Here is a 22,939-nt window from a genome sequence, read left to right as displayed (position 1 = left end):
GCAGGGCTTTGCTTCGGCAAGATGCTCACGTCTTCGGTTCGTGCCGGGTCGGCTGGCTGATCGACACCGGATCGGAGCCCGGAAAGCTTTCTTCCAAGGCCTCGTCGAGCTTCTGATCGAGCTCGCGCTTCTCCTCCTTGGTCGCCTCCTGATGCTTCACCGTTACGGTCTTCTTCTCGACCGTCTCGCCGCCTTCTTTCCGCTCGGTGGTCCTGGTCTCGGTCGTCATGAAAACCTCCGCTCGCAGCTCGAGGGAACCATGGCGCACGGCTCCCTCGCCGGCCGGGGACGGCCGGGTTCGCACGCTTCAACGCGCAACGGGCGGAGAGGTTTCCGCGGCGGCGGCGGCCGCCTTGGCGCGGCGCTTGCGGGCGGCGGGCGAAGCACGCAGCTTGCGCGGATCGCCGATTACGATCACGTGCAGCCGACGCGGCCCGTGTGCGCCGAGAATCAGCGTCTGCTCGATGTCGGCGGAGCGCGACGGGCCGGTGATCAGATCGACCGAGCGCGGCATCCCATGCTCGGCCCCTTCGCGCTCGCGCAGCCGCGCGAACGCCGCCTCGAGGTCGCCGACCACGGTGTCGGCCTCGACCACCACGAGGTGATGGTCGGGCAAAAAATTCAGCGTGGTCGGGTTCTCGGAGCCGGACGTCAGCATCAGGGTGCCGGTCTCGGCGATGCCGGCGACCGCGTGCGAGATCGCGACCAGATCGTGGCCGTCCGACGGCCCGATCGTGATCACGAGATCGGGCGTCCGGTTCCACGGCACGCCGGCGAGATAGGCGTCCTCGCCGCGGCGGAGCGCGGGCGGCAGGCCTGCGCGCTTTAGATAGTCGAGCACCGCGCCCGGCAGCTCGTCGGGTCCGGCGAGCCGCATCGCGGTGCCGGCGGCGCGCTCGATCATCCGCAGAAACAGGCCGATGCGCTCGTCGCCCTCGAGCTTTCCGCGCGACGGCACCACGCCGGTCGGATGATCGGCGAGCCGATCGGCGACGATCTTTCGCCGCGGCGCCTCGTCACCGGTGACGCCGAGCCCGCGGCGGATCGCGGAGAAAACTTGCTCGCGCGCGCTCATGCGTTTCGCCTCGCCTTGCGCCATTGCGCCTGAAAGGTCGCGCCCTGGGGCGCGGCGAGATCACGATGCGCCGTCCAGCCCGACGCGAGCGGCAGCCACGAGAACCGCCCCCGCGTGCGGCCGAGCCGGGCGAGCAGACGCATGCCGAGGCCGAACGCCAATCGGTAAAGTTTTGGACGTTTTGCGAAGAACGCCCACAGGCCGAGGCCGGCACGCTCGGTTTTCGGCGAAATGTGCCGTGAAAAAGCGCGCTCGCGCCAGGTGCGCATCAGCCGCGGCAGCGGAATCTTGACGGGACACACCTCCTCGCAACGCCCGCAAAAGCTCGACGCGTTCGGCAAATGCCCGGCCTGATCGACGCCGATCAGCGCGGGCGTCAGAACCGCGCCCATCGGCCCCGGATAGACCCAGCCATAAGCGTGGCCACCGACCGCGTGATAGACCGGGCAGTGATTGAGGCAGGCGCCGCAGCGGATGCAGCGGAGCATGTCGTGAAACGCGCCGGCGAGCATCGCCGAGCGGCCGTTGTCGAGCAGCACGACGTGAAACTCTTCGGGCCCGTCGGGATCGTCGCTGCGGCGCGGGCCGGTGAACAGCGTGGTGTAGACCGACATCTCCTGCGCGGTCGCCGAGCGGGCCAGCACGCGCAGGAGCTGAGAGAGATCCTCGAGGGTCGGCACCAGCTTCTCGATCGACGTGATCACGACGTGCACCTTCGGCAGCGTCGCGGTGAGATCGCCATTGCCCTCGTTGGTGACGATCACCGCCGTGCCGGTCTCGGCGACCAGAAAATTGGCGCCGGTGATGCCGACATCGGCTTCGAAGTATTTTTCGCGCAGCGTCGCGCGGGCTTCGGCCAACAGCGCGGTCGGCTCGGAGAGGTCGCGATCCCTCGGCAGATCGGTGTGGACGCGGCGAAAATCGTCGGCGACCTGCGCCTTGTTCAGATGCACCGCCGGCATGATGATGTGCGACGGCAGCTCGTCGCGGATCTGCACGATGTACTCGCCGAGATCGGTCTCGACCGGGCGGATGCCGGCCGCCTCGAGATGGGCGTTGAGGCCGATCTCCTCGCCCACCATCGATTTTCCCTTGGTGACGAGGCGGGCATTCTTCGCGCGGCAGATCTCCACGACGATGCGGTTGGCGTCGGCCGCGGTCGGCGCGAAATGCACGTGGCCGCCGTTCTCGATCACCTTCTGCTCGAACGCCTCGAGATAGAGGTCGAGATGCGCGAGCGTGTGGTCCTTGATGGCGCGGGCGGAGTCGCGCAGCGCGTCGAACTCGGGCAGCGCCTCCACCGCCGCGCGGCGGCGGGCGGGAAAATTGGTCTCGACGAAATGCAGCGCGCCTTGCAGCGCCGGGTCGGCGAGCGCCGCGGCGGCGTTCTCCTTGAATGTCGGCGAGGACGGCGGCCGGCTCACGGCTGCGCCTCGGCGGTGTTCACGTCGGCCCGCTCGCCGCCCGCCTGCGGCTTTTCCGCCGGCGGCTCGGCGTCCGCCTTCGCGTCGGAGGGCGTTTCGGATGCTGCCGGCATGCCGATCGGCGGCTGGTCGAGCGCGCCCGCCAACACCTCGGCGACGTGACGCGCGGCGACCGGCCGGCCTTCACGCTGCAGCTTGCCGACGATGTTCATCAGGCAGCCGAGATCGGCGGAGAGCAGCAGGCTCGCGCCGGTGGCGGAAACCGCGTCGGCTTTCTTGGCGACCATCGCGTTCGAGATCGCCGGATACTTGATCGCAAAAGTGCCGCCGAACCCGCAGCAGGCCTCGCCGTCGGCGATCTCGGTGAGGGTCAGGCCGTCCACCGAGGCGAGCAGCGCACGCGGCGCAGTCCGTACACCGAGCTCGCGCAGGCACGAGCAGGAGTCGTGGAAGGTCGTGGTCGCCTCGCAGCGGGCGGCGAGCGTTTTCACCTCCAGCACGTCGACCAGAAACTGTGTCAGCTCGTAGGTCTTTGCGGCGAGCGCATCGGCGCGCGGCTGCCAGGCGGGATCGCCGGCGAACAGCTCGGGATAATGCACCCGCACCTGCCCGGCGCACGAGCCGGACGGCGCCACCACATAGTCGAACGGCTCGAAGGCGGCGATCACCTGCTCGGCGATCTCTCGCGCGGTCGCCCGGTCGCCGGAATTGAAGGCGGGCTGGCCGCAGCAGGTCTGCGACGGCACCTCGACGGTGCAGCCGGCGTCCTCCAACAGCGTCGCGGCGGCGAAGCCGACGCTCGGCCGAAACAGGTCGACCAGGCAGGTCACCAACAGGCCGACGCGTTTCGATGCGGCCATTCGCGGCTCCTCGGTGCGGGGAGCCAGGATGGCGAAAAGGATTCGCTTCCGCAACCCGGACGCCGCCACGCCCGAGCCCGCGAGAGCCCGGAACCGGTGGTTCCGGGGTCCCCGCCGCGGCCGCCGAGAGCGGGGGCGCGAGCGTCCGGCAGCGAGCTCTTACGCCACCGAGCCGTCGACCGCCGGCACCGCGACCCCGGAGGCGAGGTCGGCCTCCACCAGCGCGCGCAGCGTCGGCGTCACCTCCGGCTTCACCCCGAACCACAGCTCGAAGCCGCGCACCGCCTGGTGCAGCAGCATGCCGAGCCCGTCGGCGCGGCGCAGGCCGCGCTCCTTGGCGGCGGCGAGCAGGCAGGTCTCGAGCGGCGAGTAGACGATGTCGGCCACCACCGCATTGGCGGGCAGGCGGCCGAGCCCGAAATCGAGCGGCGGCTGGCCGCACATGCCGAGCGTGGTGGTGTTGACGAGAAGCTGGGTGGCGCCGAACAGGCCGCGCGCCTCGTCCCACTGGATCGGATGCACCGCCGAGCCGAACCGGTTGGCGATCGTCTCGGCGCGGCCGGGTGTCCGGTTGGCGACATAGATGCGCGGCACGCCGCGCTCGATCAGCCCGTAGACGACTGCCCGCGCCGCCCCGCCGGCGCCGAGCACCAGGGCGGTCTCGATGCCGCGGTCCCATTTCGGCGCGGAGGCGTCGAGATTGGCGATGAAACCCTCGGCGTCGGTGTTGGTCGAGCGCAGCCGGCCGTTCTCCAGCCACAGCGTGTTGGCGGCGCCGATCGCGCGGGCGCGCTCGTCGGGCGCGGTCAGCGCCAGCACCGCCTCCTTGTGGGGCAGCGTGACATTGGCGCCGACATAGCCGTGGCCGGCGAGATCGCCGACGAACGCCTCGAGCTCGGCCGGCGGCACCGCCTCGAGGCGGTAGTCGCCGGCGATCTCGTAAACCTCCAGCCAGTGGCGGTGAATCAGCGGCGACCGCGAATGTGCGGCCGGCCAGCCGATGACGCATGCGGCACGCATGCCCGAAGCCGCGTCGGTCATGGCTCCTCGATCACTTCGTTGCACAGAACCCCGAGCTCGGGGACGGCCACCTCGACGACGTCGCCCGGCCGCAGCCAGCGCGGCGGCTCGAACCGCACGCCGGCGCCGACCGGCGTTCCGGTGACGATCACGTCGCCCGGCGTCAAGGTGGTGAAGAGGCTGATATAGGCGATCAGATCGGCGAAGCCGAACAGCATGTTGGCGGTGGTGTCGTCCTGCCGCAGCTCGCCGTTCACCCGGGTGGTGAGGCGCAAGGGCGCGCTCGCGTCGAACTCGTCGAGCGTGACGATCCACGGGCCGATGCTGCCGGAGGCGTCGAAGTTCTTGCCCTGGGTGACGTTGCGCGCGCCGTGGCGCAGCCAGTCGCGCACCGTGCCGTCGTTGCACAGGGTCATGCCGGCGAGGTGGTCGAGCGCCGCCTCGCGCGGGATGCGGCGGCCCTTCTTGCCGATCACCAGCGCGATCTCGCCCTCGTAGTCGAGCTGCTCGGATTCGTGCGGCACCAGCAGCGGCTGCAGGTGGCCGACCAGCGACCCCGGCGCGCGGAAGAACAGGCTCGGATACTTGGTCTCCTCGACCGGGTCCTTGTACTCGCCGGGCCGCCCGACATAGTTGACGCCGACCCCGATGATCTTCTCCGGGCCGACCACCGGCGGCAGGAAGGTGATGTCGCTCAGCGGGTAGTCGGTGCGCACACCGGTCGCCTTCTCCCGCAGCTCGTCGAGCGCGCCTTCGCGCAACACGTCGAGCAGGGTCGGGAAGCGCGGCCCCATCCGCAGCCGCATGTCGACCACCCCGGTCCCGACGACCGCCCCGAACCCGGCACGGCCGTGGGTGACATAGCTCGCAAGTCGCATGCCCTCGTCCCCCGATTCGATTGGAGGCACACAACACCGCCTGTGGCCTCCGCGCAAGGTTGGCGGTTCCCCCCCGCCCCGGCTATCCCCGGCCGGTCCGCGTCGCGGTGGCATGTCCGGGTTGCGACACGCGGGCTCGGCCGGCGAGCGGCGGCGGACGGGGGCGCTTCGGCGTTCTCGCGTTTCGCGGTATCCAGAGGGATCGCTCCCGCCAAACCGCCGGTGTCGCCCGCATGAAAACCCTGTTCATCGACTGCAACCACCAGCTCGCCCCGATTTTTGCGCGGGTGCACGGGCCGGACGATCCGCCGATCGCGGTGAACGCCGCCCCGTTCACGAGCGCCGATCTGCCGCACCTCTTGGCCGGCTGCGCGGTGTGCATCGACGACCATTCCTACCTGCCGACCGAGCAGATCGCCGCCTGCACGGATCTGCGGCACGTGGTGTTTCTCGGCACCGGCGCGTCGAGCTACATGGATATTTCGGCGCTGGAGGCGCTCGGCGTCACCGTCCACACCATCCGTGGTTATGCGAACACGGCGGTCGCCGAGCACACCATCGCGCTGATGGTCGCCTGCGCGCGCGACGTCGCCCGGATGGACCGGGCGATTCGCGCGGGCATCTGGCGGCCGCTCGAAGGGATGCAGCTCGAGGGCAAGGTTTTGGGGGTGGTCGGGCTCGGCGGGATCGGCCGCGAGGTGGCCCGGCTCGGCGCCGGGCTCGGCATGCGGGTGGTCGCCTGGAACCGGACGCCGCGGCCCGACGCCGGCGTGCCGGAGGTCGATCTCGACACGCTGCTTTCCACCGCCGACGTGGTGTCGCTCAATCTCGGGCTGAACGACGACACCCGCGGCATGATCGGGGCGGAAAAGCTCGCGCGGATGAAGGACGGCGCGCTCCTGATCAACACCGCGCGCGCCGCGCTGGTCGACGAGGCGGCGCTGATCGCCGAGCTGACGCACGGCCGCATCCGTGCGGCGCTCGACGTGTTTCACGCCGAGCCGCTGCGCGCCGATCACCCGCTCGCCCGCCTCGAGGGCGTGACGCTGACGGCGCATGCCGCCTTCCGCACGCCCGAAGCCTCCGAGGAGCTGCTGCGGCGGGCGATCGACATCGTGCGAACCATTTCGGCCGCGCCGGCGCGCTGAGGCCACGTTCCACATGCGTCGGGCATGAAACCTTTCGTCGCATGGCCGGTTGTCGGGGGGCCTCGTCGGGTTCCCCGGCTTCCGCCGGCCGGCCGGCGCGAAGGACGAACATGGCCACGGCGGCAGACACCAAGACCAAATCCAAGACCAAGAGCCCCGCGAAGAACGAGCCGGCGCGCAGCGCCCCCGCCGCGCACGGCGCGGAGATTCTGCCGAGCGTGCGGGTCGACAGCTACAATCTCGAGCTTTCGGACGGCGACGGCTTCCTCGGCGACCGCGCCAGCAAGGGCGCCTTCCGCGCGCTGATCGAGCAGTGGCGCAAGCCCTTGCGGGCGCTCGGCGACGACCCGTTCGGCGACGAGCCGAGCGACAAGCTCGGCAAGAAGTCGCTCGACGAGCTGATGGCCGAAGGCCATCCCGAGGCGGCCGGCGTGGTGCAGGGCGCGGTGGAGGAGTTCGCCCACACGCTGGCCGACGTGGTGAAGCGCTTCCTCGCCCAAAAAGCCTGGCGCGACACCGAGCGGCTGGTGATCGGCGGCGGCCTTCGCGAGAGCCGGGTCGGCGAGCTGGCGATCGGCCGCGCCGCCGTGCTCCTCAAGGCCGAGAAGGTGGCGATCGACATCGCGATGATCCGCCACGCGCCGGACGACGCCGGGCTGATCGGCGCCGCGCATCTGGCGCCCGCCTGGATCTTTCACGGCCACGACGCGATCCTCGCGGTCGACATCGGCGGCACCAACATCCGCGCCGGCGTGGTGCGGCCGAGGCTCGACAAGGCCTCCGACCTCGCCCGCGCCGACGTGTGGAAGATCGAGCTGTGGCGCCATGCCGACGACCGGCCGAGCCGCGAGGAGGCGGTGGAAGGACTGATCGCCATGTTGCGCAAGCTGATTTCCCGCGCCGAGAAGGGCGGGCTGCGGCTCGCCCCGTTCATCGGCATCGGCTGCCCGGGACGGATCGCCCCGGACGGCTCGATCGAGCGCGGTGCGCAGAACCTGCCGGGCAACTGGGAGAGCTCGCGCTTTCACCTGCCCGCCGCGATCGTCGCCGAGATCCCCAAGATCGGCGCCTACGAGACGACCATCGTGATGCACAACGACGCCGTCGTGCAGGGCTTGAGCCAGGTGCCGTTCACCACCGAGGTCGAGCGCTGGGGCGTGTTCACCATCGGCACCGGGCTCGGCAATGCCCGCTTCACCAATCGCGCCGCCGAATAGGCGCGCGCGCCCGGCTCGAGTGCCCGGCACGAGTGCCCTTCGAGAACATCCCCCGCCCGTGAGTCCGTCCGACCATCGCATGTCTCGACATGTGAGAAAAACGTGTAAGCTCCTCGCCCGTCGCGCCCGTCTCCCGTGAAAAACCGTGTGCGACGCAACAACGGGCGCACCTCCCCCGACGGCGCCCGAAGACGGGACGGTGGCCGCGACGAGCCGCCGCCCGGAGGAACACCGAGGACACGCAAATGGACATCAAGGTCGGCAAGCAGGCGATCGCCGAGGCCTCGCGAACGCTCGGCAACTGGGGCCGGTGGGGCAAGGACGACCGCATCGGCACGCTCAATCACGTGCAGCCCGAGGACATCGTGCGCGCCGCCTCGCTGGTGCGCACCGGAAAGGTTTTTGCGCTCGGCATTCCGCTCGACCGCTCGGGCCCGCAAACCGGACTGTTCGGCGGCCGCTGGAACCCGATCCACACGATGCTCGCGACCGGCACCGACGCGGTGGCGGAGCGCCAGGACGAGGTGCCGAACATCCGCTACGCCGACGACGCCATCAACATGCCGGTGCAGTGCGCGACCCATTGGGACTCGCTCGGCCACGTGTTCTACGGCGACCGCATGTACAACGGCTTCGACGCCCGCAACGTCGATTCCGGCGGCGTCGGCCTGCTCGGCATCGAGCACACCAAGAACCGCATGGTCGGCCGCGGCGTGCTGCTCGACGTCGCCCGCTTCAAGGGCGTCGACTGGCTGGACGACGGGGTGGCAATCTCCAACGACGACCTCGATGCCTGCGCGAAGGCGCAGAACGTCACGATCGGCCGCGGCGACTTCGTGCTGATCCGCACCGGCCAGATGGAGCGCTGCCTGGCGCAGGGCGCCTGGGGCGGCTATGCCGGCGGCGACGCGCCGGGGGTGAAATTCGAGAACTGCTACTGGTGCCAGGACCGGCAGATCGCCGCGATCTGCTCGGACACCTGGGGCGTCGAGGTGCGGCCGAACGAGACGACGGAAGCGAACCAGCCGTGGCACTGGGTGGTGATCCCGGCGATGGGCCTGACCATGGGCGAGATGTTCTACCTGAAGGACCTCGCCGCCGACTGCGCCGCCGACGGCGTGCACGAGTTCTTCTTCTGCGGCCCGCCACTGGTGATCACCGGCGGCACCGGCTCGCCGATCAACCCGCAGGCGATCAAGTAGACGCGCGCAGCGCCACCCTGCTCCGTGGTGCCCGCGCTTGCCGCGGGCCTTGCGTCGTTTCATATGATGGAAGCTCGGAGCGCGCCGTCGATCGCGGCCGCTCCGGGCAAACGTCGAGCCCCTGGAGCGGTCGGCCCCTCCGGCCCGTGCGGTGTGCCGGTGTGGTGTGCTTCGTCGTGACGACGGCACCGCCGAAGCGCCCGTTCGGTCCGCGGACGGGCCGACACGGCGCCGAAATCCGGCACCGAAACCCGGCACCGAAACCCGGCACCGACAACGTCCCGAACGACCGATCCGAACCACAAACCATGACCCGCGCGTCCGACCTCCCGCTGCTTCCCCTTCCCTCCTTTCGCGTCGACGGCAAGCGCGCGCTGATCACCGGCGCCGGGCGCGGCATCGGGCTCGCGGCCGCTTCGGTGCTCGCCGAGGCCGGCGCCCACGTGACGCTGGTCGCCCGCACCGCCGGCGAGATCGAGGCGGCGGCCGCCGCCATCTGCGAGCGCGGACAATCGGCGGAGGCGCTGGTGCTCGACGTCACCGACCTCGACGCGACGAAGCGCGCGCTCGCGGCGCGCGAGGTGTTCGACGTGCTGATCAACAATGCCGGCAGGAACCGGCCGGCGCTGCTCGAGGACGTCACGGTCGAGGACTTCGACCAGATTTTTTCGCTCAATGTGCGCGCGGCCTTCTTCCTCGCCCGCGAGGTCGGGCTGCGGCTGGTCGCCGAGAAGCGGCGCGGCTCGATCATAAACCTCTCCTCGCAGATGGGTCACGTCGGCGCCGCGCGCCGCTCGGTCTATTGCGCGAGCAAGCACGCGGTGGAGGGCTTCACCAAGGCGATGGCGGTCGAGCTCGGTCCGCACGGCGTGCGCGTCAACTCGATCGGCCCGACCTTTCTCGAGACGCCGATGACGGAATCGTTCTGGAGCGACGGCGCCTTTCGTGACGAGGTGCTGAAAAAGATCAAGCTGCGCCGCATCGGCACGCTCGACGACGTGACCGGCGCCATCCTGTTTCTCGCCTCCGACGCCTCGGCGCTGATGACCGGCTCCGCCTTGATGCTCGACGGCGGCTGGACGGCGGACTGATCCGGTTTCGTCCTGGTCCTGGCGTCCCCATGGTTCGAGGCTCGCTGCGCTCGCACCTCACCATGAGGCCGGACGAACGCACGGCGAATCCGCATCGCCGTACGCGAAAAGCAGGGACGAGTCCCTCGGGGACGAGTCCCCCCGAAACGCATCGTGCCCGGCGCGAGGCCGGGCACGAGCGGGAGGAGTCACCCATGGCTGAGAGGTGGACTCACATCTTGACGGGATAGACCGGCTTCTCGCCGGCGAGCACCGAGGCGACGTCCTTGGCGCACTTGGTCTCGAGCTCGAGCAGCGCCTCGACCGAATAGAAGCCGGTGTGCGGCGTCAGCACGACGTTCGGGCGGCCGAGCAGCGGCGAATCCTTCGGCAGCGGCTCGGTGGTGACGACGTCGAGGCCGGCGGCCGCGACCTTGCCGGAATCGAGCGCGCGCACCAGCGCCGCCTCGTCGATCAGCGGGCCACGCGCGGTGTTCACGATCATCACGCCGTCCTTCATCTTGGCGAAGGCGTCGTCGTTGACCAGACCGCGGGTCGCCGGCAGCAGCGGCGCGTGTACCGAGATCAGGTCGGCGCGGGCATACAGCTCGTCGAGCGAGACGCTCTCGACGTTCGCCTTCTCGAACACCTCCTTCGGCAGGAAGGGATCGTTGGCGATCACCTCGAAGCCGAACGCCTGCATCTTCGGCGCGACGTTGCGCGGAATGCCGCCGAAGCCGATCAAGCCGACCGTCTGCGTGTTGAAGCGGCGCAGCGGCACCACCACCGGCATCTCCCAGTGGCCGGACTGCACGCGCGCATTGGCGATCGGGATTTTTCGCGCGAGCGTCAGCATCAGCGCGGCGGCGTGGTCGGACACCTCGTGCAGGCAGTAGTCCGGCACATAGGTGACGACGATGCCGAGCTCCTTCGCCGTCGCGGTGTCGATATTGTCGACGCCGAGGCCGAACCGGCCGATCACCTTCAGCTTCTTGCACTGGCGCAAAAGGTCGCCGGTCAGCTTGGCATAGGTCACGAGGATGCCGTCCGCGTCGCGGGCGACGGCGAGAATGTCCTCGGCCGACGGGCTTTTCGCCTGCACGACCTCGGCATCGAGGCGGGCGAGCGCCTCCTTGGCGGGATCGAGCGAGGGAAACGGGCTGTCGGTGACGACGATCAGGGTCTTGCTCATGAGATCGGCTCCGGATTGAACGGCCGCTCGGCCGCTTGCCCGGAAGACACGAGCCGGGCGTCTCGAGCTTCAGGAGACCGGCCGCGGCGGGTGCCGAGCGGCCGGCCGGGCCGGCCTCAGGTGACCGGCCCCGCGAAGTCGAACAGGTTCGGCGGGGTCCTGCCCTCGATCAGCGCGATCGCGTTGCTCGCGACGATTTCCGCCATCTCGATGCGCAGATCGAGCACCGCGCTGCCGAGGTGCGGCGTCAGAACGACGTTCGGCATCACCAGCAGCGCCGGCGGCACGTTCGGCTCGTGCTCGAACACGTCGAGGCCGGCGCCGGCGATCGTCTTGTTCTGCAGCGCGCGCACCAGCGCCGTCTCGTCGACGATCGGACCGCGCGAGGTGTTGACGAAATAGGCGGTCGGCTTCATCAGGCCGAACTCGCGATCGCCGATCTGATGATAGGTGTCGTCGCGCAGCGGCGAGTGCATCGATACGATGTCGGACTGGCGCAGCAGGTCGTCGATGGTCGCGTAGGTGATGCCGGCCTCGCGCTCCTCGGCCTCCGACTTCCGCCGCGGCGTCGAGTACAAAACCTTCATGTCGAAGCCGTTGCAGCGCTTGGCCACCAGCTTGCCGATGCGGCCGCCGCCGCCGATCAGGCCGATCGTCTTGCCGGTGATGCCGAGGCCGGCGAGATAGTTCGACTGGCCGCCCGGATAGATGCCCGAGCGCAGCAAGCGGTCGCCTTCCAGCACGCGCCGCCCGCAGGCGAGGATCAGCGCCATCGCCATGTCGGCGGTCGCCTCGCTCACCATCGGCGGGATCACCGTGAGCGGGATGTTGCGCGCCTCCAGCGCCTTCACGTCGATCAGCTGCGGATGGATCGCCATGCTGATCACGCCCTTGAGATTCGGGTTGGCGGCGATCGTCTCGGCATCCACCTTGTCGTGCATCAGGCAGACCAGATAGTCCGCCCGCTTGACCCCCTCGATCATCGACGCCTTGGCGATCGGCGCGGTGGCATCGGGATGAACCTCCACGTCGGCGACGGCACGCATCCGGTCGAGGCCGTGCGGAGCGATGGGTTGTGTGACGAAGATCCGCGGGCGCATGCGATGTTCCATTGCAAAGGCGACGACGCCGGGAAGGGACTTCGGAGACAATGCGGACGGGCCGGAGCGAGCCGCCGCGCTCGGCGAGAAGCGGGGGAACTCTAGCACCCGTCAAAGTGAATTGAAGGCCCGTTCCGGCATATGCCTCCCCTGCGAAACGCAACGCCCCGCACGAGGTGCCCGACCGGCCCCGCTCGATTTCTTTCGCAACTGCACAGCGACGATGCCGGCCGGAGACCGCCCTGCGGCAACCGGCAACCGCATCGTGCACCCCGTACCGGCGACGCGGTGGGGAGGCGGGCGGAGGCGGGCATGTCGACGGTGCAGCAGCACTGTCGACGATTTCCGCGCCGCCGCGGATGCCGCGGCGCAGCGATCCCGCCTTCAGATAAAAAAGCGACAAAGAAGATAAAGAGACAAAGAAGAGGAAGAAGCGAAAGTGCGCGGCGGCGCCGGAGCTCCGCACGCGCAGCGTCGCACGCTCGTGTTCGTGCTCGCGCTCGCGCGAGCCGGTCAGCGCGGGGCGCCGCCCGGATCGGGCGTCAGGCCGGCCGCCGTCACCGCCGGGATCGCGCACGCCTCGTCGCGATCGGAGGTGTCGCCCGAGATGCCGACCGCGCCGATCACCGCGCCCGCCGCGTCGCGGATCAGCACGCCGGACGGCACCGGCACCACCCGCCCGCCGCTCGCCGCCATCAGCGCCGCGACGAACGACGGATTGACCTTCGACCGCTCCAGATATTCGCGCGAGCCGAACCCCATGCCGAGCGCGCCCCACGCCTTGCCGAACGCCACCTCGAACCGCATGATGCCGGCACCGTCCTCGCGCTTGGCCGCCACCACGTGGCCGCCCGCATCGAGCACGACGACGGTGAGCGGATCGCACTTCGTCCTGCGTCCCTCGGCGAGAGCCGCGTCGACGATGATGCTCGCCTGCGCCAGCGTGACGGATGTCATGGTGTCCTCTCCCGTGCCTTGAGCATGCAGCACGTTAGGCGATCGCCTCACGCATAGAAAGCACCCTTGAAAGCCGGACGAGTCGCCGTATAGCGTCGAGGAACCACAATCTCGTCGCAAATCCTGCAGCAACGGAGCATCACATGGCGGGTCGGGCGAAAAGCGCGGTCGGGGTGATCGGCCTCGGCATCATGGGCGGCGCGTTCGCCAAGAATTTGGTCGGCTCCGGCTTCGAGGTGGTCGGCTTCGACATCGATCCCGCCCGGCGGCGCGCGCTGGCGCGGGCCGGCGTCACCACGGTGAGCGAGATCGCCGCGGTGGCGGAGGCCGCGCCGATGCTGATCACCAGCCTGCCGAGCCCGAAGGCGCTGCAGGACGTGGTCGCCGCGATCGTCGCAGCCGAGCTGCCGCCGAGGGTGATCGCCGAGGCCTCGACCTTCACGCTGGAGGACAAGGCGGCGGCGGAAGCGGCGCTGCACGAGGCCGGCCACACGCTGCTCGACACGCCGATGAGCGGCACCGGCGCGCAGGCGGCGGTGAAGGATCTGGTCGTGCTGGCCTCCGGCGACAGCAAGGCGATCGCCAAGATGAAGCCGGTGTTTCTCGGCTTCGCCCGCGAGATGTACGACCTCGGCGCGTTCGGCAACGGCAGCCGCATGAAGTACATCGCCAATCTGCTCGTCGCGGTGCACAACGTGGTGAGCGCGGAGGCGATGGTGCTCGGCATGAAGGCCGGGCTCGACCCGAAGATGGTGTGCGACGTGATCAAGGCCGGGGCCGGCACGTCGCGCATGTTCGAGGTGCGCGCGCCGATGATGGCGGCCGACAGCTACGAGCCGGCCACCATGAAGATCCAGCTCTTCAAGAAGGACATGGACGTGATCGGCCAGTTCGTCGAGACGCTCGGCGTGGCGGCCCCGACCTTCACCGCGACCCTGCCGATCTATGCCGCCGCCCGCTCGATGGGGCTCGGCCTGCAGGACACCGCCGCGGTGTGCACGGTGCTCGAAAAGCTCGCGGGGGTGACGCGGACGCCGGCCGCCCGCAAGGGCCGCAAGGCCGCTGCCACATCGTCCGCCGCAAGCACTTCCGGAGCCAAATCGTCCGGCACAGCGGCCGGCAAGGGTCGGCGCAAGTCCGCGAAAGCCTGAGCCTTTTCTCCAGCAGCGCCGCACGGCTGTCCGAACGGCGCCCGTGGGGCGCTTCACCCGTTGCATCGCCGCACGACATCCGCGCCGGCCCGTCGCGAAAAAAACCGACGGGTCGGCGCCGTCGTTTTTTCTCCGTCGTTCGTTCCTATATCGAACCCATGGGGCACGGGGACCGGCTCGACGCTGGAGGTCGCCCATGAACACATCGTCCGCGAACACGACGTCCACGAACACGCCGTCCGTGAATACAACGTATGCGAGCAACGCGAACGACCGGCAGACGATGCTCGAGAAGCCGACCGACCGGATCGACCGCAGCCCGTGGCCGGACGCGATCCGGCGCGAGTTCGAGCAGGAGGCGCGACAGCCGGACGGGCGGGTCGGCCAGTATCTGCTCGCCGAGACCGACGGGCTGCGCATCTGGATGATCAAGCTCGCGCCCGGCGAGCGGGTCGGCTTCCACCGCCACGTGCTCGACTATTCCTGGACCTCGGTGACCGGCGGCCACGGACGCCAGCACATCATGGACGGCACCACGGCGGAGTACGGCTACGAGGCCGGCGAGACGCGGCACGAGACCTATGCCGCCGGCGCCTCCAAGGTGCACGACCTGCAGAACATCGGCGACGCCGATCTGGTGTTTCTCACGATCGAGCGCAAGCGCAGCGCCAATCCGCCGCTGCCGCTGCCCGAGACGCGCCAGGGAGCGGCGGCCTGACACGGCCGTCGCCGAGCCGCGAGGCCCTCGGCGCCGAGCGACTTGCGAGGTGGGACGTGCGACGTGCGGCGCGCAAACACGTCGACGTCGCCTTGCATGCAAATCTGCTCTAGCCAAGCCGCATCCGTTCCTGCACACTCCTTCTCACGATACGACAATCCCTGCCGATAACGAGCGGGGACATCATAACGTCGCGACCGACCTGACAAGCCGGCGCGACCCGAGGAAACGTTCGGAGAGGCGAGGCGGACCGCACACCGGCCCGGCACGACATCCGTTCGCCAGCATCACGTCCGCCGCGCCGCGACCGCTCGGTCGTGCGCCCGGCGATCGTCGCTCGTCGCCGCGAGGTGGGCATGCCGTCGCTCGATCTGGTCCTGAACGCGCTGACCGCCGGGCTGCTGCTCGGCGGCTTCTATGCCGCGGTGACGGCCGGCATCTCGATCTCGTTCGGGATTCTCGACATCGTCAACATCGCCCACCCGGCCTTCGTGATTCTCGGCTCCTACGCCGCCTACACCCTCAACACCGCGTTCGGCCTCGACCCGATCCTCGCCGGCGTGCTGGTGCTGCCGGCCTTCTATGCGCTCGGCGCCCTCGTCTACCAGGTCTATTATGCGTCGTTCGAGCGGCGCGGAGAGGATTCGCTGCGCGGCCTCGCCTTCTTCTTCGGCCTTTTGTTCATCGCCGAGGTCGGGCTGATCCTCGGCTTCGGCGTCGACTATCGCACCGTCGACGCGGCCTATGGCGAAGGCTCGATCGATCTCGGGCCGGTGCAGCTTCCGCTGCGCATGCTGGTGCCGTTCCTGGTCTCGCTCGCCATGCTCGCCGCGCTTCAGCTCCTGCTCTCGCGCACCTTTCTCGGCCGCGCGGTGATGGCGGTGGCGCAGGATCCGCTGGCGTTGAAGCTGTTGGCGATCGATCCGGTGCGGGTGCGCCGCATCGCCTTCGCGGTGTCGGTCGCCACCTGCGCGATGGCCGGTGCCTTCCTCATCGTGATCCAGCCGATCGAGCCGTCGATCGGGCGTGAATATATCGGCCGCGTGTTTGCGATCTGCGTGCTCGGCGGGCTCGGCAGCCTGCCCGGCACGCTCGCCGCCGCCGTGCTGCTCGGCGTCGTCGAGAGCTTCACCTCCACCTTTTACGGTCCCTCCTGGGCGCCGGCGATCGCCTTCGGCCTGTTGCTGATCACGCTCGCCGTGCGGCCCGCCGGCCTGTTCGGACGGTGACGATGCGCACCTCGCTGTTCGTCACGCTCGTCGCCGCCGTCGCAGCCGCGCTGTTCGCACTCGCGGTGGCATCCGGCAGCGATTATCTCCTGTTCGCCGGCTACACGGTGCTGCAGTTCGTCGTGCTCGCCACCGCCTGGAACATCCTCGGCGGCTACACCGGCTACGTGAATTTCGGCAGTGCGGCGTTCTTCGCGGTCGGCGCCTACACCTCGGTGTTCTTTCACAAGGCCTATCCGCTGCCGATCCCGGTGCTGGTGATGATCGCCGCGGTGGTCGCCGGGCTGCTCGGGCTCGGCATGGGCTATCTCACGTTGCGGCTGCGCGGCGCCTTCTTCTCGATCGCCACGCTGGCGCTCGCCGTGGTGCTGCAGACCGTCGTAGTGAACTGGCATTTTCTCGGCGGTTCGCGCGGCGCCTACATCATCCGCCCGGCGCTCGCGCCGATCCCCGGCCTCACTTACATTCAGTATCTGGTGCTGGTGATGCTGGTGCTGGCCGCCGGCGCGCTGATCGCCGCACGGACGATCGAGCGCTCCAAGCTCGGCACCGGGCTCGCCGCGATCCGCGACGACGAGGTCGCCGCCGAATCGGTCGGTGTGCCGACGCTGAGACTCAAGCTGATCGCCACCACGCTGTCGGGCGCCCTGATGGGCATGGCCGGCGCGCCGTTTCCTTATTACATCGGCTATATCGAGCCGCACTCGGCGTTCGGCCTGCCCTATGCCGTCAACGCCATCGCGATGCCGATGATCGGCGGCACCACCCACTGGGCCGGGCCGCTGATCGGCGCCGTGCTGCTCGGCTCGCTGCAGCAGATCGCGACCGTCACCATCTCCTCGGCGGTCAATCTCCTCATCGTCGGCCTGTTGCTGGTCGGGTTCGTGATCGTCGCCCCGAACGGCATCGTCGGCCTGTGGCAATCGCTCTTCGGTCGGGACGGACAGGGATGGAGACGCTTCTCGAGGTCGACCAGGTCGGCAAGCGGTTCGGCGGATTCATCGCGCTCGACGCGGTCGGCCTGACGATCGCCGCCGGCGAGCGGGTCGGCCTGATCGGGCCGAACGGCTCCGGCAAGAGCACGCTGGTGAACTGCCTCTCCGGCACGCTGGTGCACGAGACCGGCACGGTGCGCTTCGCCGGCCGCGATCTCGCCGGCCTCGGCCCGCACCAGCGCACGCGGCTCGGCCTCGCCCGCAGCTTTCAGCTGCCGCGCCCGTTCGCCAGCATGACGGTGGCCGACAATGTGCGCGTGCCGCTGCTCTATGCCGCCGGGTCGCGGCGCGGGCGGCGCCTCTCCGAGCGCGAGATCGGCGAGCGCGTCGCCGCGGTTCTGGAGAGCATGGCGCTCACCGAGCGTGCGAGAAGTTTTCCGCGCGATCTGACACAGGTCGACATGCGCAAGCTCGAGCTCGCCCGTGCGCTGGCCGCCGAGCCGCGCCTGCTGATCGCCGACGAGGCGATGGCCGGCCTGTCGCAATCGGAAGTGGACGACATCGTCGCGCTGCTGATCCGGCTGGTCGAGGCGGGCATCACCGTCATCCTGATCGAGCACATCATGAGCGCGGTGATGCGCTTCTCGCAGCGTCTCGTGGTGCTGGTGTCGGGCCGCAAGATCGCCGACGGCGACCCGGTCGAGGTGATGCGCAATCCCGAGGTGGAGAGGGCGTATCTTGGCCAGTAGCCTCCGGATCGAGCAGGTCGACGCGGCCTACGGGTCGGTGCGCGTGCTGGAGCAGGTGTCGATCACCGTCGCGCCCGGCGAGACCGTGGTGCTGCTCGGCACCAACGGCAACGGCAAGAGCACGCTGATCAAGTGCATCATGGGGCTGCTGGCGCCGCGGGCCGGCCGCATCGTCGCCGAGATCGACGGCGAGGCGCACGATCTCTGCGGCCGCGACACCGTCGACATCGTCGATCTCGGGATCGCGCTGGTGCCGGAGGGGCGGCGGCTGTTTCCCCGTCTCACGGTCGAGGAGAACTTGCTGCTCGGCGCCTTCCGGCCGAAGGCGCGGGCGGCGATGAAGGAGAACCTCGCCTTCTGCTACGAGGCGTTCCCGCGGCTCGCCGAGCGGCGCCGCCAGCTCGCCGGCTCGATGAGCGGCGGCGAGCAGCAGATGCTGGCGCTCGCCCGAGCGCTGATGCTGGCGCCGAAGATTCTGCTGGTCGACGAGCCTTCGGTGGGGCTCGCGCCGATCCTGGTCGGGCGGACGATCGACAAGATCGGCGAGCTGAAGGAGCGCTACGGCCTGACGGTGCTGATGGCCGAGCAGAACTTTCCGCAGGCGCTGCGCATCGCCGACCGCGGCTACGTGATCGTTCACGGCCGCATCGCCTTCGAGGGACGGTCGGCGGCCGAGCTGAACGACAACGATTTGATCAAGAAATTCTATCTCGGGATCTGACGGCCGGCCCCGCTCTCCAGCGACCGCCCGAGAGCGGGGCGACCGAGAAAATCACGCCCAGCCGTTCAGCATGCCGAAGGTCTGCATCAGCAGCACGACGTTGAGCACCGAGACCACCACCGCGCCGGCGATCGCGAAGCTCTGCAGCACCTTGCCGTTGGCGTGCTCGCCCATGATGTCGCGCCGGCCGGTGAACCACACGAGCGCGATCATCGGCACCGGCAGCGCGAGGCTGAGGATCACCTGGCTGATCACCAGGGCCTCGGTCGCGTTGGCGCCGACCGCCACCACCGCGAAGGCCGGCACCATGGTGATGGCGCGCCGCACCCACAACGGGATCCGGAAGCCGACGAAGCCCTGCATGATCAGCTGGCCGGCCATGGTGCCGACCACCGAGCTCGAGATGCCGGACGCGATCAGCGACACCAGAAACACCCACGCCGCGCCCACCCCGAGCAGCGGGATCAGCGTCTTGTAGGCCTGCTCGATCTCGCCGACGTCGCTGTGGCCCTGGTGGAAGGCGGCCGACGCCATCATCACCATCGCCATGTTGACGAGGCCGGCGACGGCGAGCGCGATCACCACCTCGCGGTTCGAGTAGCGCAGCAGGATGCGCCGCTCGCGGGCATTGCGGGCGCTGGCGCGGTGCTGGGTGAGGCCGGAATGGAGATAGATCGCGTGCGGCATCACCGTCGCGCCGATGATGCCGACCGAGATGGTCAGCGCCTCGGCGTCCGGCAGACGCGGCGTGATCATGCCGAGAAAGGCGGCGCTCCAGTCGACCGGCGCGACGAACACCTCGATCAGGTAGCACAGGCCGATGATGCCCACCATGGCGCCGATGATCAGCTCCATGGCGCGATAACCGGCGCGCTCGAACAGCAGAATGGCGTAGGTGACGACGGCGGTGATCGCCATGCCGACGATCAGCGGCAGGCCGAACAGGATCGACAGGCCGATCGCACCGCCGAGAAACTCGGCGAGGTCGGTGGCCATTGCGGAGATTTCGCCGACCACCCACATGCCCCACACCACGGGCTTCGGGAAGTTGTCGCGGCACACCTCGGCGAGGTTCTGGTTGGTGACGATGCCGAGCTTGGCCGACAGGCCCTGGAACACCATCGCCACCAGATTGGCGAGCAGCACCACCCACAGCAGCGTGTAGCCGTATTTCGAGCCCGCCTGAATGTTGGTGGCGAAGTTGCCGGGGTCCATGTAGGCGATCGAGGAGATCACCGCCGGCCCGGCGAACAACAAGAAGGTCCAGCGCCCACGGCGCCCGCCCGCCAGCACCCTGCGGATCGCCTCGGTGGTCCGATCGGACGGCGCGTCCTCCTTGGCGGAGGTCTCGGTGGCGGAGGTCTCGGTGAGCGGCAGGTTCATGGCCATCTGCGTGATTTACCCCATGCCCGACTTTATAGCAGTGGCTATATGGGGACGGAACCGCCGCCCGTGCAGAGGTGCTCCGCGATTTTTCGCGGATCGGCCGGCACGGGGTGAAGTCGGCGCGGTCACCGACTAGAATGCGGGCGACCGAATCCCGGGGCCCTGGCGCGGCATCGCCGCCGCCGGCCCCTTTGCCGCGAGCGAACGACGTGTCCGGAGGCCTCGCATGACGACCACCCCCTCTCCCGATGCGCGGGCGCAAGGGTTCGAGCAGGCCCGCCGGGCGCGCCGGGTCGAGCTGTCGGAAGACTATGTCGAGCTGATCGGCGACCTGATCCGCGGGGGCGGCGAGGCCCGCCAGGTCGACATCGCGGCGCGCCTCGGGGTGGCCCAGCCGACGGTCGCCAAGATGCTGAAGCGCCTCGCGGAAGAGGGCTTGGTGCAGCAGCGCCCCTATCGCGGCGTGTTTCTCACCCCGGCCGGCGAGGCGCTGGCCCGCCGCTCGCGGGCGCGCCACGCTGTAGTCGAGGCGTTCCTCTGCGCGCTCGGCGTGAGCCCGAAGACGGCGCGGCTCGATTCGGAGGGGATCGAGCACCATGTCAGCGACGAGACGCTGGCCGCGATGAAGCGCTTCACCGCCCGCGCGGAGAAGGCGGCGGCGGAGGCCGCAGGGCAAGACGAGCCGGCGGCGGCGACGGCGGCGCCCAAGTCCCGCACCCGCCGCGCCGGGCGCGTGTGACGGTCACACGACCGTCAGGCGCGGCCGTCCCGATGCGACGACTTGGTGCGACGGCTCGGTGCGACGGCTCGGCGTTCGGTGTCGCGAAAACGCAATGATCCTGTCATGACCGCGCGATGACGGCTGCCGCGAAATTGTGACGGCCTCTCGGCGCCGCGCGTCGCGTCCTGCCGCGCGTCCTGGTGCCGCCGGCCTCCCGTGCACGGACGAAAAAGCCCGCGCGAACGCGGGCTCTTGCGCGACCGGGCGGCCGGCGACGGCCGGAGCCGACCATCGGCGCATCGTTCGCGCGCATCACTTGGTGGCGTCGCCGGCGTCGACCATGATCGTCTCGACCTCGCCCACCCCGTTCTGCCGGCGGAATTTCGCCGCGGCGTCGTATTCCGGCGAGCGGAAGCAGGCGACGCCCTGCTCGAAGGTCGGGAACTCGATCACCACGAACCGCTGGAACTTGTCCGGGCCCTCCATGATCTCGAAACGCCCGCCGCGCGCGAGAACCTTGCCGCCGAATTTCGCGATGATGCCCGGCACCTGATCGGTGTACTTCTTGTATTCGACAGGATCGTTGATCTTCGAGCGGGCGACCCAATAGGCAGGCATTCCAGACTCCTCGGCTGTTGTCCGCCTCGACATTCGAGGCAGCGCCGCGGCGTTACAAGCTCCAAGAGCGAATGGACGGTCGGCAGAATTGCAGGACCTTTCGCCTCGACTTGGCACGACGTCGCGGCACCACCCGGCGGCACGCCGCTCCGGCATCCGTGAAGCCACGTGTGACGAGGCGCGGCGACGGTCCGTTCACGAAGGTCGGGCATCCTGCCCGGGACGACGTTTTTTCGTCCTTCGGAAACACGCGACGGTTTTCACCTCGGCATCGTTCGGTATGGTGGGCCATGGCTGATTCGATCGACCGCCTCCACAAGGCCGTGCTGGCAACCCGTGACGCCGATCCGACCGGATCGCGCACCGCACGGCTGCTTCGGTCCGGGCGTGGAAAGATCGCCAAGAAGGTCGCCGAGGAGGCGGCCGAGGTGGTGATCGAGGCGATGACCGATCATCACGACAACATCGTCCGCGAGAGCGCCGATCTCGTCTACAACCTCACCGTCCTGTGGGCGTCGGTCGGGGTGAAGCCGGCCGAGGTGTGGGCCGAGATGGAGCGGCGCGAGCGGCTGTACGGGATCGCGGAAAAGCTCGCCAAGAACGCGATGGTGAAGTCGACCCGCAAGCGCAACGGCCGCAACGGCCGGGCCGACCGCGATCCGCGCGAGGCCGCCCGCGAGAGCCGGCGCGGCTGATCCGCCCGCCCCGGCGACACGCGGCGCCTCGTGCGAAAAATTCGCCGCATGGACAAGCCGGCCCGGCGCGGCTAAGAGCAGCCCCACGGAATCGACCGACTCTTCCTTTCGATGGCCGGGCTCGCCGGCCATCGACTTTTTCGGCGAAGAGAGGCTTGGACGATGGCCCGCCCGGACCTGCTCCCGCAGGATGCTCGGGCGCGGGGCCGCGGGTCGCGCGCGGACGGCACGGGGAGGCCGGCGGCGGCCGGAAAGCAGGCATCGATGCTGCGGAAAACCTACGACTGGTGCATTCAGGCGGCCGGCAAGCCCCACGCCTCCTGGCTCCTCGGCGGAATCTCGTTCGCGGAAAGCTCGTTCTTCCCGATCCCCCCCGACACGATGCTGATCCCGATGTCGCTGGCGCGGCCGGACCGGGCGTATCACTACGCGCTGGTCTGCACGCTCACCTCGGTCGCGGGCGGCATTCTCGGCTATGCGATCGGCGCGCTGCTCTACGACTCGGTCGGGCTGTGGCTGATCTCGCTCTACGGCTACGGCAACAAGGTCGAGGCGTTCCGCGAAGCCTATGCCGAATGGGGTAGCCTGATCATTTTGATCAAGGGCGTGACGCCGATCCCCTACAAGATCGTGACGATCACCTCGGGCTTCGCCGGCTACAATTTCTGGCTGTTCCTGCTGTTCTCCTGCATCACCCGCGGCGCCCGCTTCTTCCTCAGCGCGTTCCTGTTGAACCGCTACGGGCCGCAGGCGCGCGAGGCGATCGAGAAGCGGCTCGGCCTGTGGTTCGGGGTGCTGCTCGTGGTGGCGATCGGCGGGCTGGTCGCCGCGCTCTATGTGATGTGAGCCGCGGCGCGCACGCCGCGCCCTTCG

24 protein-coding genes are annotated in these 22,939 nt (G+C 69.3%); 13 read left to right on the top strand and 11 right to left on the bottom strand.

Annotated elements, in window-relative coordinates:
- Positions 1 to 25 precede the first annotated feature (25 nt).
- From A33M_RS08620 to A33M_RS08595, 6 genes are all read right to left on the bottom strand, one after another.
- Complete coding sequence (locus tag A33M_RS08620; protein ID WP_008385830.1) at positions 26 to 229, bottom strand: hypothetical protein; 204 nt, start codon at positions 227 to 229, stop codon at positions 26 to 28.
- Between the two features lie 78 nt (positions 230 to 307).
- The gene (locus tag A33M_RS08615) at positions 308 to 1,075 is read right to left on the bottom strand and encodes a LutC/YkgG family protein (RefSeq protein WP_083850378.1); all 768 of its coding nucleotides are present in this window, start codon (positions 1,073 to 1,075) and stop codon (positions 308 to 310) included.
- Positions 1,072 to 2,499: a LutB/LldF family L-lactate oxidation iron-sulfur protein gene (locus tag A33M_RS08610; protein WP_040619787.1), complete on the bottom strand. Its 1,428-nt coding sequence runs from the start codon at positions 2,497 to 2,499 to the stop codon at positions 1,072 to 1,074. The genes A33M_RS08615 and A33M_RS08610 overlap by 4 nt, the downstream gene beginning before the upstream one ends.
- Positions 2,496 to 3,359 (bottom strand): (Fe-S)-binding protein, encoded by an 864-nt coding sequence (locus A33M_RS08605; protein ID WP_008385828.1) that lies wholly within the window; start codon positions 3,357 to 3,359, stop codon positions 2,496 to 2,498. Before A33M_RS08605 ends, A33M_RS08610 begins: the two co-directional genes overlap by 4 nt.
- Positions 3,360 to 3,518: 159 nt before the next feature.
- On the bottom strand, positions 3,519 to 4,400 hold the full coding sequence (locus tag A33M_RS08600; RefSeq protein ID WP_040619784.1) for a shikimate dehydrogenase: 882 nt from the start codon (positions 4,398 to 4,400) through the stop codon (positions 3,519 to 3,521).
- Positions 4,397 to 5,257: a fumarylacetoacetate hydrolase family protein gene (locus tag A33M_RS08595; RefSeq protein WP_008385824.1), complete on the bottom strand. Its 861-nt coding sequence runs from the start codon at positions 5,255 to 5,257 to the stop codon at positions 4,397 to 4,399. Before A33M_RS08595 ends, A33M_RS08600 begins: the two co-directional genes overlap by 4 nt.
- Before the next feature lie 233 nt (positions 5,258 to 5,490).
- Here A33M_RS08595 and A33M_RS08590 point away from each other — a divergent pair, with 233 nt between their 5' ends.
- The 4 genes from A33M_RS08590 to A33M_RS08575 all read left to right on the top strand — a co-directional run bounded on the left by A33M_RS08590 (position 5,491) and on the right by A33M_RS08575 (position 9,915).
- Positions 5,491 to 6,405 (top strand): NAD(P)-dependent oxidoreductase, encoded by a 915-nt coding sequence (locus A33M_RS08590; RefSeq protein WP_008385822.1) that lies wholly within the window; start codon positions 5,491 to 5,493, stop codon positions 6,403 to 6,405.
- A gap of 110 nt (positions 6,406 to 6,515) precedes the next feature.
- Positions 6,516 to 7,622, top strand: a complete 1,107-nt coding sequence (locus tag A33M_RS08585) for a glucokinase (protein WP_008385819.1) — start codon at positions 6,516 to 6,518, stop codon at positions 7,620 to 7,622.
- 245 nt (positions 7,623 to 7,867) lie between these two features.
- Positions 7,868 to 8,824, top strand: coding sequence for a cyclase family protein (locus tag A33M_RS08580; RefSeq protein ID WP_008385817.1), 957 nt, complete (start codon positions 7,868 to 7,870; stop codon positions 8,822 to 8,824).
- A gap of 308 nt (positions 8,825 to 9,132) precedes the next feature.
- Positions 9,133 to 9,915: an SDR family NAD(P)-dependent oxidoreductase gene (locus tag A33M_RS08575; protein ID WP_040619782.1), complete on the top strand. Its 783-nt coding sequence runs from the start codon at positions 9,133 to 9,135 to the stop codon at positions 9,913 to 9,915.
- A 211-nt stretch (positions 9,916 to 10,126) separates the two neighbouring features.
- On the opposite strand, the gene A33M_RS08570 is transcribed toward A33M_RS08575, so the two are convergent.
- From A33M_RS08570 to A33M_RS08560, 3 genes are all read right to left on the bottom strand, one after another.
- Positions 10,127 to 11,086, bottom strand: a complete 960-nt coding sequence (locus A33M_RS08570) for a C-terminal binding protein (protein ID WP_008385813.1) — start codon at positions 11,084 to 11,086, stop codon at positions 10,127 to 10,129.
- A gap of 116 nt (positions 11,087 to 11,202) precedes the next feature.
- Positions 11,203 to 12,186: a 2-hydroxyacid dehydrogenase gene (locus tag A33M_RS08565; RefSeq protein WP_008385810.1), complete on the bottom strand. Its 984-nt coding sequence runs from the start codon at positions 12,184 to 12,186 to the stop codon at positions 11,203 to 11,205.
- A 513-nt stretch (positions 12,187 to 12,699) separates the two neighbouring features.
- Complete coding sequence (locus A33M_RS08560; protein WP_008385807.1) at positions 12,700 to 13,143, bottom strand: GlcG/HbpS family heme-binding protein; 444 nt, start codon at positions 13,141 to 13,143, stop codon at positions 12,700 to 12,702.
- Between the two features lie 41 nt (positions 13,144 to 13,184).
- Here A33M_RS08560 and A33M_RS08555 point away from each other — a divergent pair, with 41 nt between their 5' ends.
- From A33M_RS08555 to A33M_RS08530, 6 genes are all read left to right on the top strand, one after another.
- Positions 13,185 to 14,294 (top strand): NAD(P)-dependent oxidoreductase, encoded by a 1,110-nt coding sequence (locus A33M_RS08555; protein WP_337460003.1) that lies wholly within the window; start codon positions 13,185 to 13,187, stop codon positions 14,292 to 14,294.
- Positions 14,295 to 14,535: 241 nt separating this feature from the next.
- Positions 14,536 to 15,012: a hypothetical protein gene (locus A33M_RS08550; RefSeq protein ID WP_202801827.1), complete on the top strand. Its 477-nt coding sequence runs from the start codon at positions 14,536 to 14,538 to the stop codon at positions 15,010 to 15,012.
- Positions 15,013 to 15,368: 356 nt separating this feature from the next.
- Positions 15,369 to 16,241 (top strand): branched-chain amino acid ABC transporter permease, encoded by an 873-nt coding sequence (locus A33M_RS08545; protein ID WP_040619778.1) that lies wholly within the window; start codon positions 15,369 to 15,371, stop codon positions 16,239 to 16,241.
- Positions 16,242 to 16,243: 2 nt separating this feature from the next.
- Entirely contained in the window at positions 16,244 to 17,266 is a 1,023-nt protein-coding gene (locus A33M_RS08540; RefSeq protein WP_008385797.1) for a branched-chain amino acid ABC transporter permease, read from the top strand.
- Positions 17,191 to 17,925: an ABC transporter ATP-binding protein gene (locus A33M_RS08535; protein ID WP_040619776.1), complete on the top strand. Its 735-nt coding sequence runs from the start codon at positions 17,191 to 17,193 to the stop codon at positions 17,923 to 17,925. The genes A33M_RS08540 and A33M_RS08535 overlap by 76 nt, the downstream gene beginning before the upstream one ends.
- Positions 17,915 to 18,646 carry an ABC transporter ATP-binding protein gene (locus tag A33M_RS08530; protein WP_008385792.1) on the top strand — a complete coding sequence of 244 codons (732 nt, stop codon included), beginning with the start codon at positions 17,915 to 17,917 and terminating at the stop codon, positions 18,644 to 18,646. The genes A33M_RS08535 and A33M_RS08530 overlap by 11 nt, the downstream gene beginning before the upstream one ends.
- A gap of 51 nt (positions 18,647 to 18,697) precedes the next feature.
- Here A33M_RS08530 and A33M_RS08525 read toward each other — a convergent pair whose 3' ends face one another.
- Positions 18,698 to 20,035 (bottom strand): Nramp family divalent metal transporter, encoded by a 1,338-nt coding sequence (locus A33M_RS08525; RefSeq protein WP_008385789.1) that lies wholly within the window; start codon positions 20,033 to 20,035, stop codon positions 18,698 to 18,700.
- A 223-nt stretch (positions 20,036 to 20,258) separates the two neighbouring features.
- On the opposite strand from A33M_RS08525, the gene mntR reads away from it, so the two are divergent.
- Positions 20,259 to 20,771 carry a manganese-binding transcriptional regulator MntR gene (mntR, locus tag A33M_RS08520; RefSeq protein WP_008385787.1) on the top strand — a complete coding sequence of 171 codons (513 nt, stop codon included), beginning with the start codon at positions 20,259 to 20,261 and terminating at the stop codon, positions 20,769 to 20,771.
- 294 nt (positions 20,772 to 21,065) lie between these two features.
- On the opposite strand, the gene A33M_RS08515 is transcribed toward mntR, so the two are convergent.
- Positions 21,066 to 21,371 (bottom strand): DUF1330 domain-containing protein, encoded by a 306-nt coding sequence (locus A33M_RS08515; protein WP_008385784.1) that lies wholly within the window; start codon positions 21,369 to 21,371, stop codon positions 21,066 to 21,068.
- A gap of 290 nt (positions 21,372 to 21,661) precedes the next feature.
- Between A33M_RS08515 and hisE the strand changes: the two genes are divergently transcribed.
- Together hisE and A33M_RS08505 are read left to right on the top strand one after the other, a co-directional pair.
- Positions 21,662 to 22,066 (top strand): phosphoribosyl-ATP diphosphatase, encoded by a 405-nt coding sequence (gene hisE, locus A33M_RS08510; protein ID WP_008385782.1) that lies wholly within the window; start codon positions 21,662 to 21,664, stop codon positions 22,064 to 22,066.
- A gap of 264 nt (positions 22,067 to 22,330) precedes the next feature.
- Positions 22,331 to 22,912 (top strand): YqaA family protein, encoded by a 582-nt coding sequence (locus A33M_RS08505; protein ID WP_008385780.1) that lies wholly within the window; start codon positions 22,331 to 22,333, stop codon positions 22,910 to 22,912.
- Positions 22,913 to 22,939: the final 27 nt, after the last annotated feature.

It is taken from the genome of Rhodovulum sp. PH10 (assembly GCF_000293785.1).
Classification (GTDB): domain Bacteria; phylum Pseudomonadota; class Alphaproteobacteria; order Rhizobiales; family Xanthobacteraceae; genus Rhodoplanes.
This window is presented reverse-complemented; position numbering and strand designations above follow the sequence as displayed.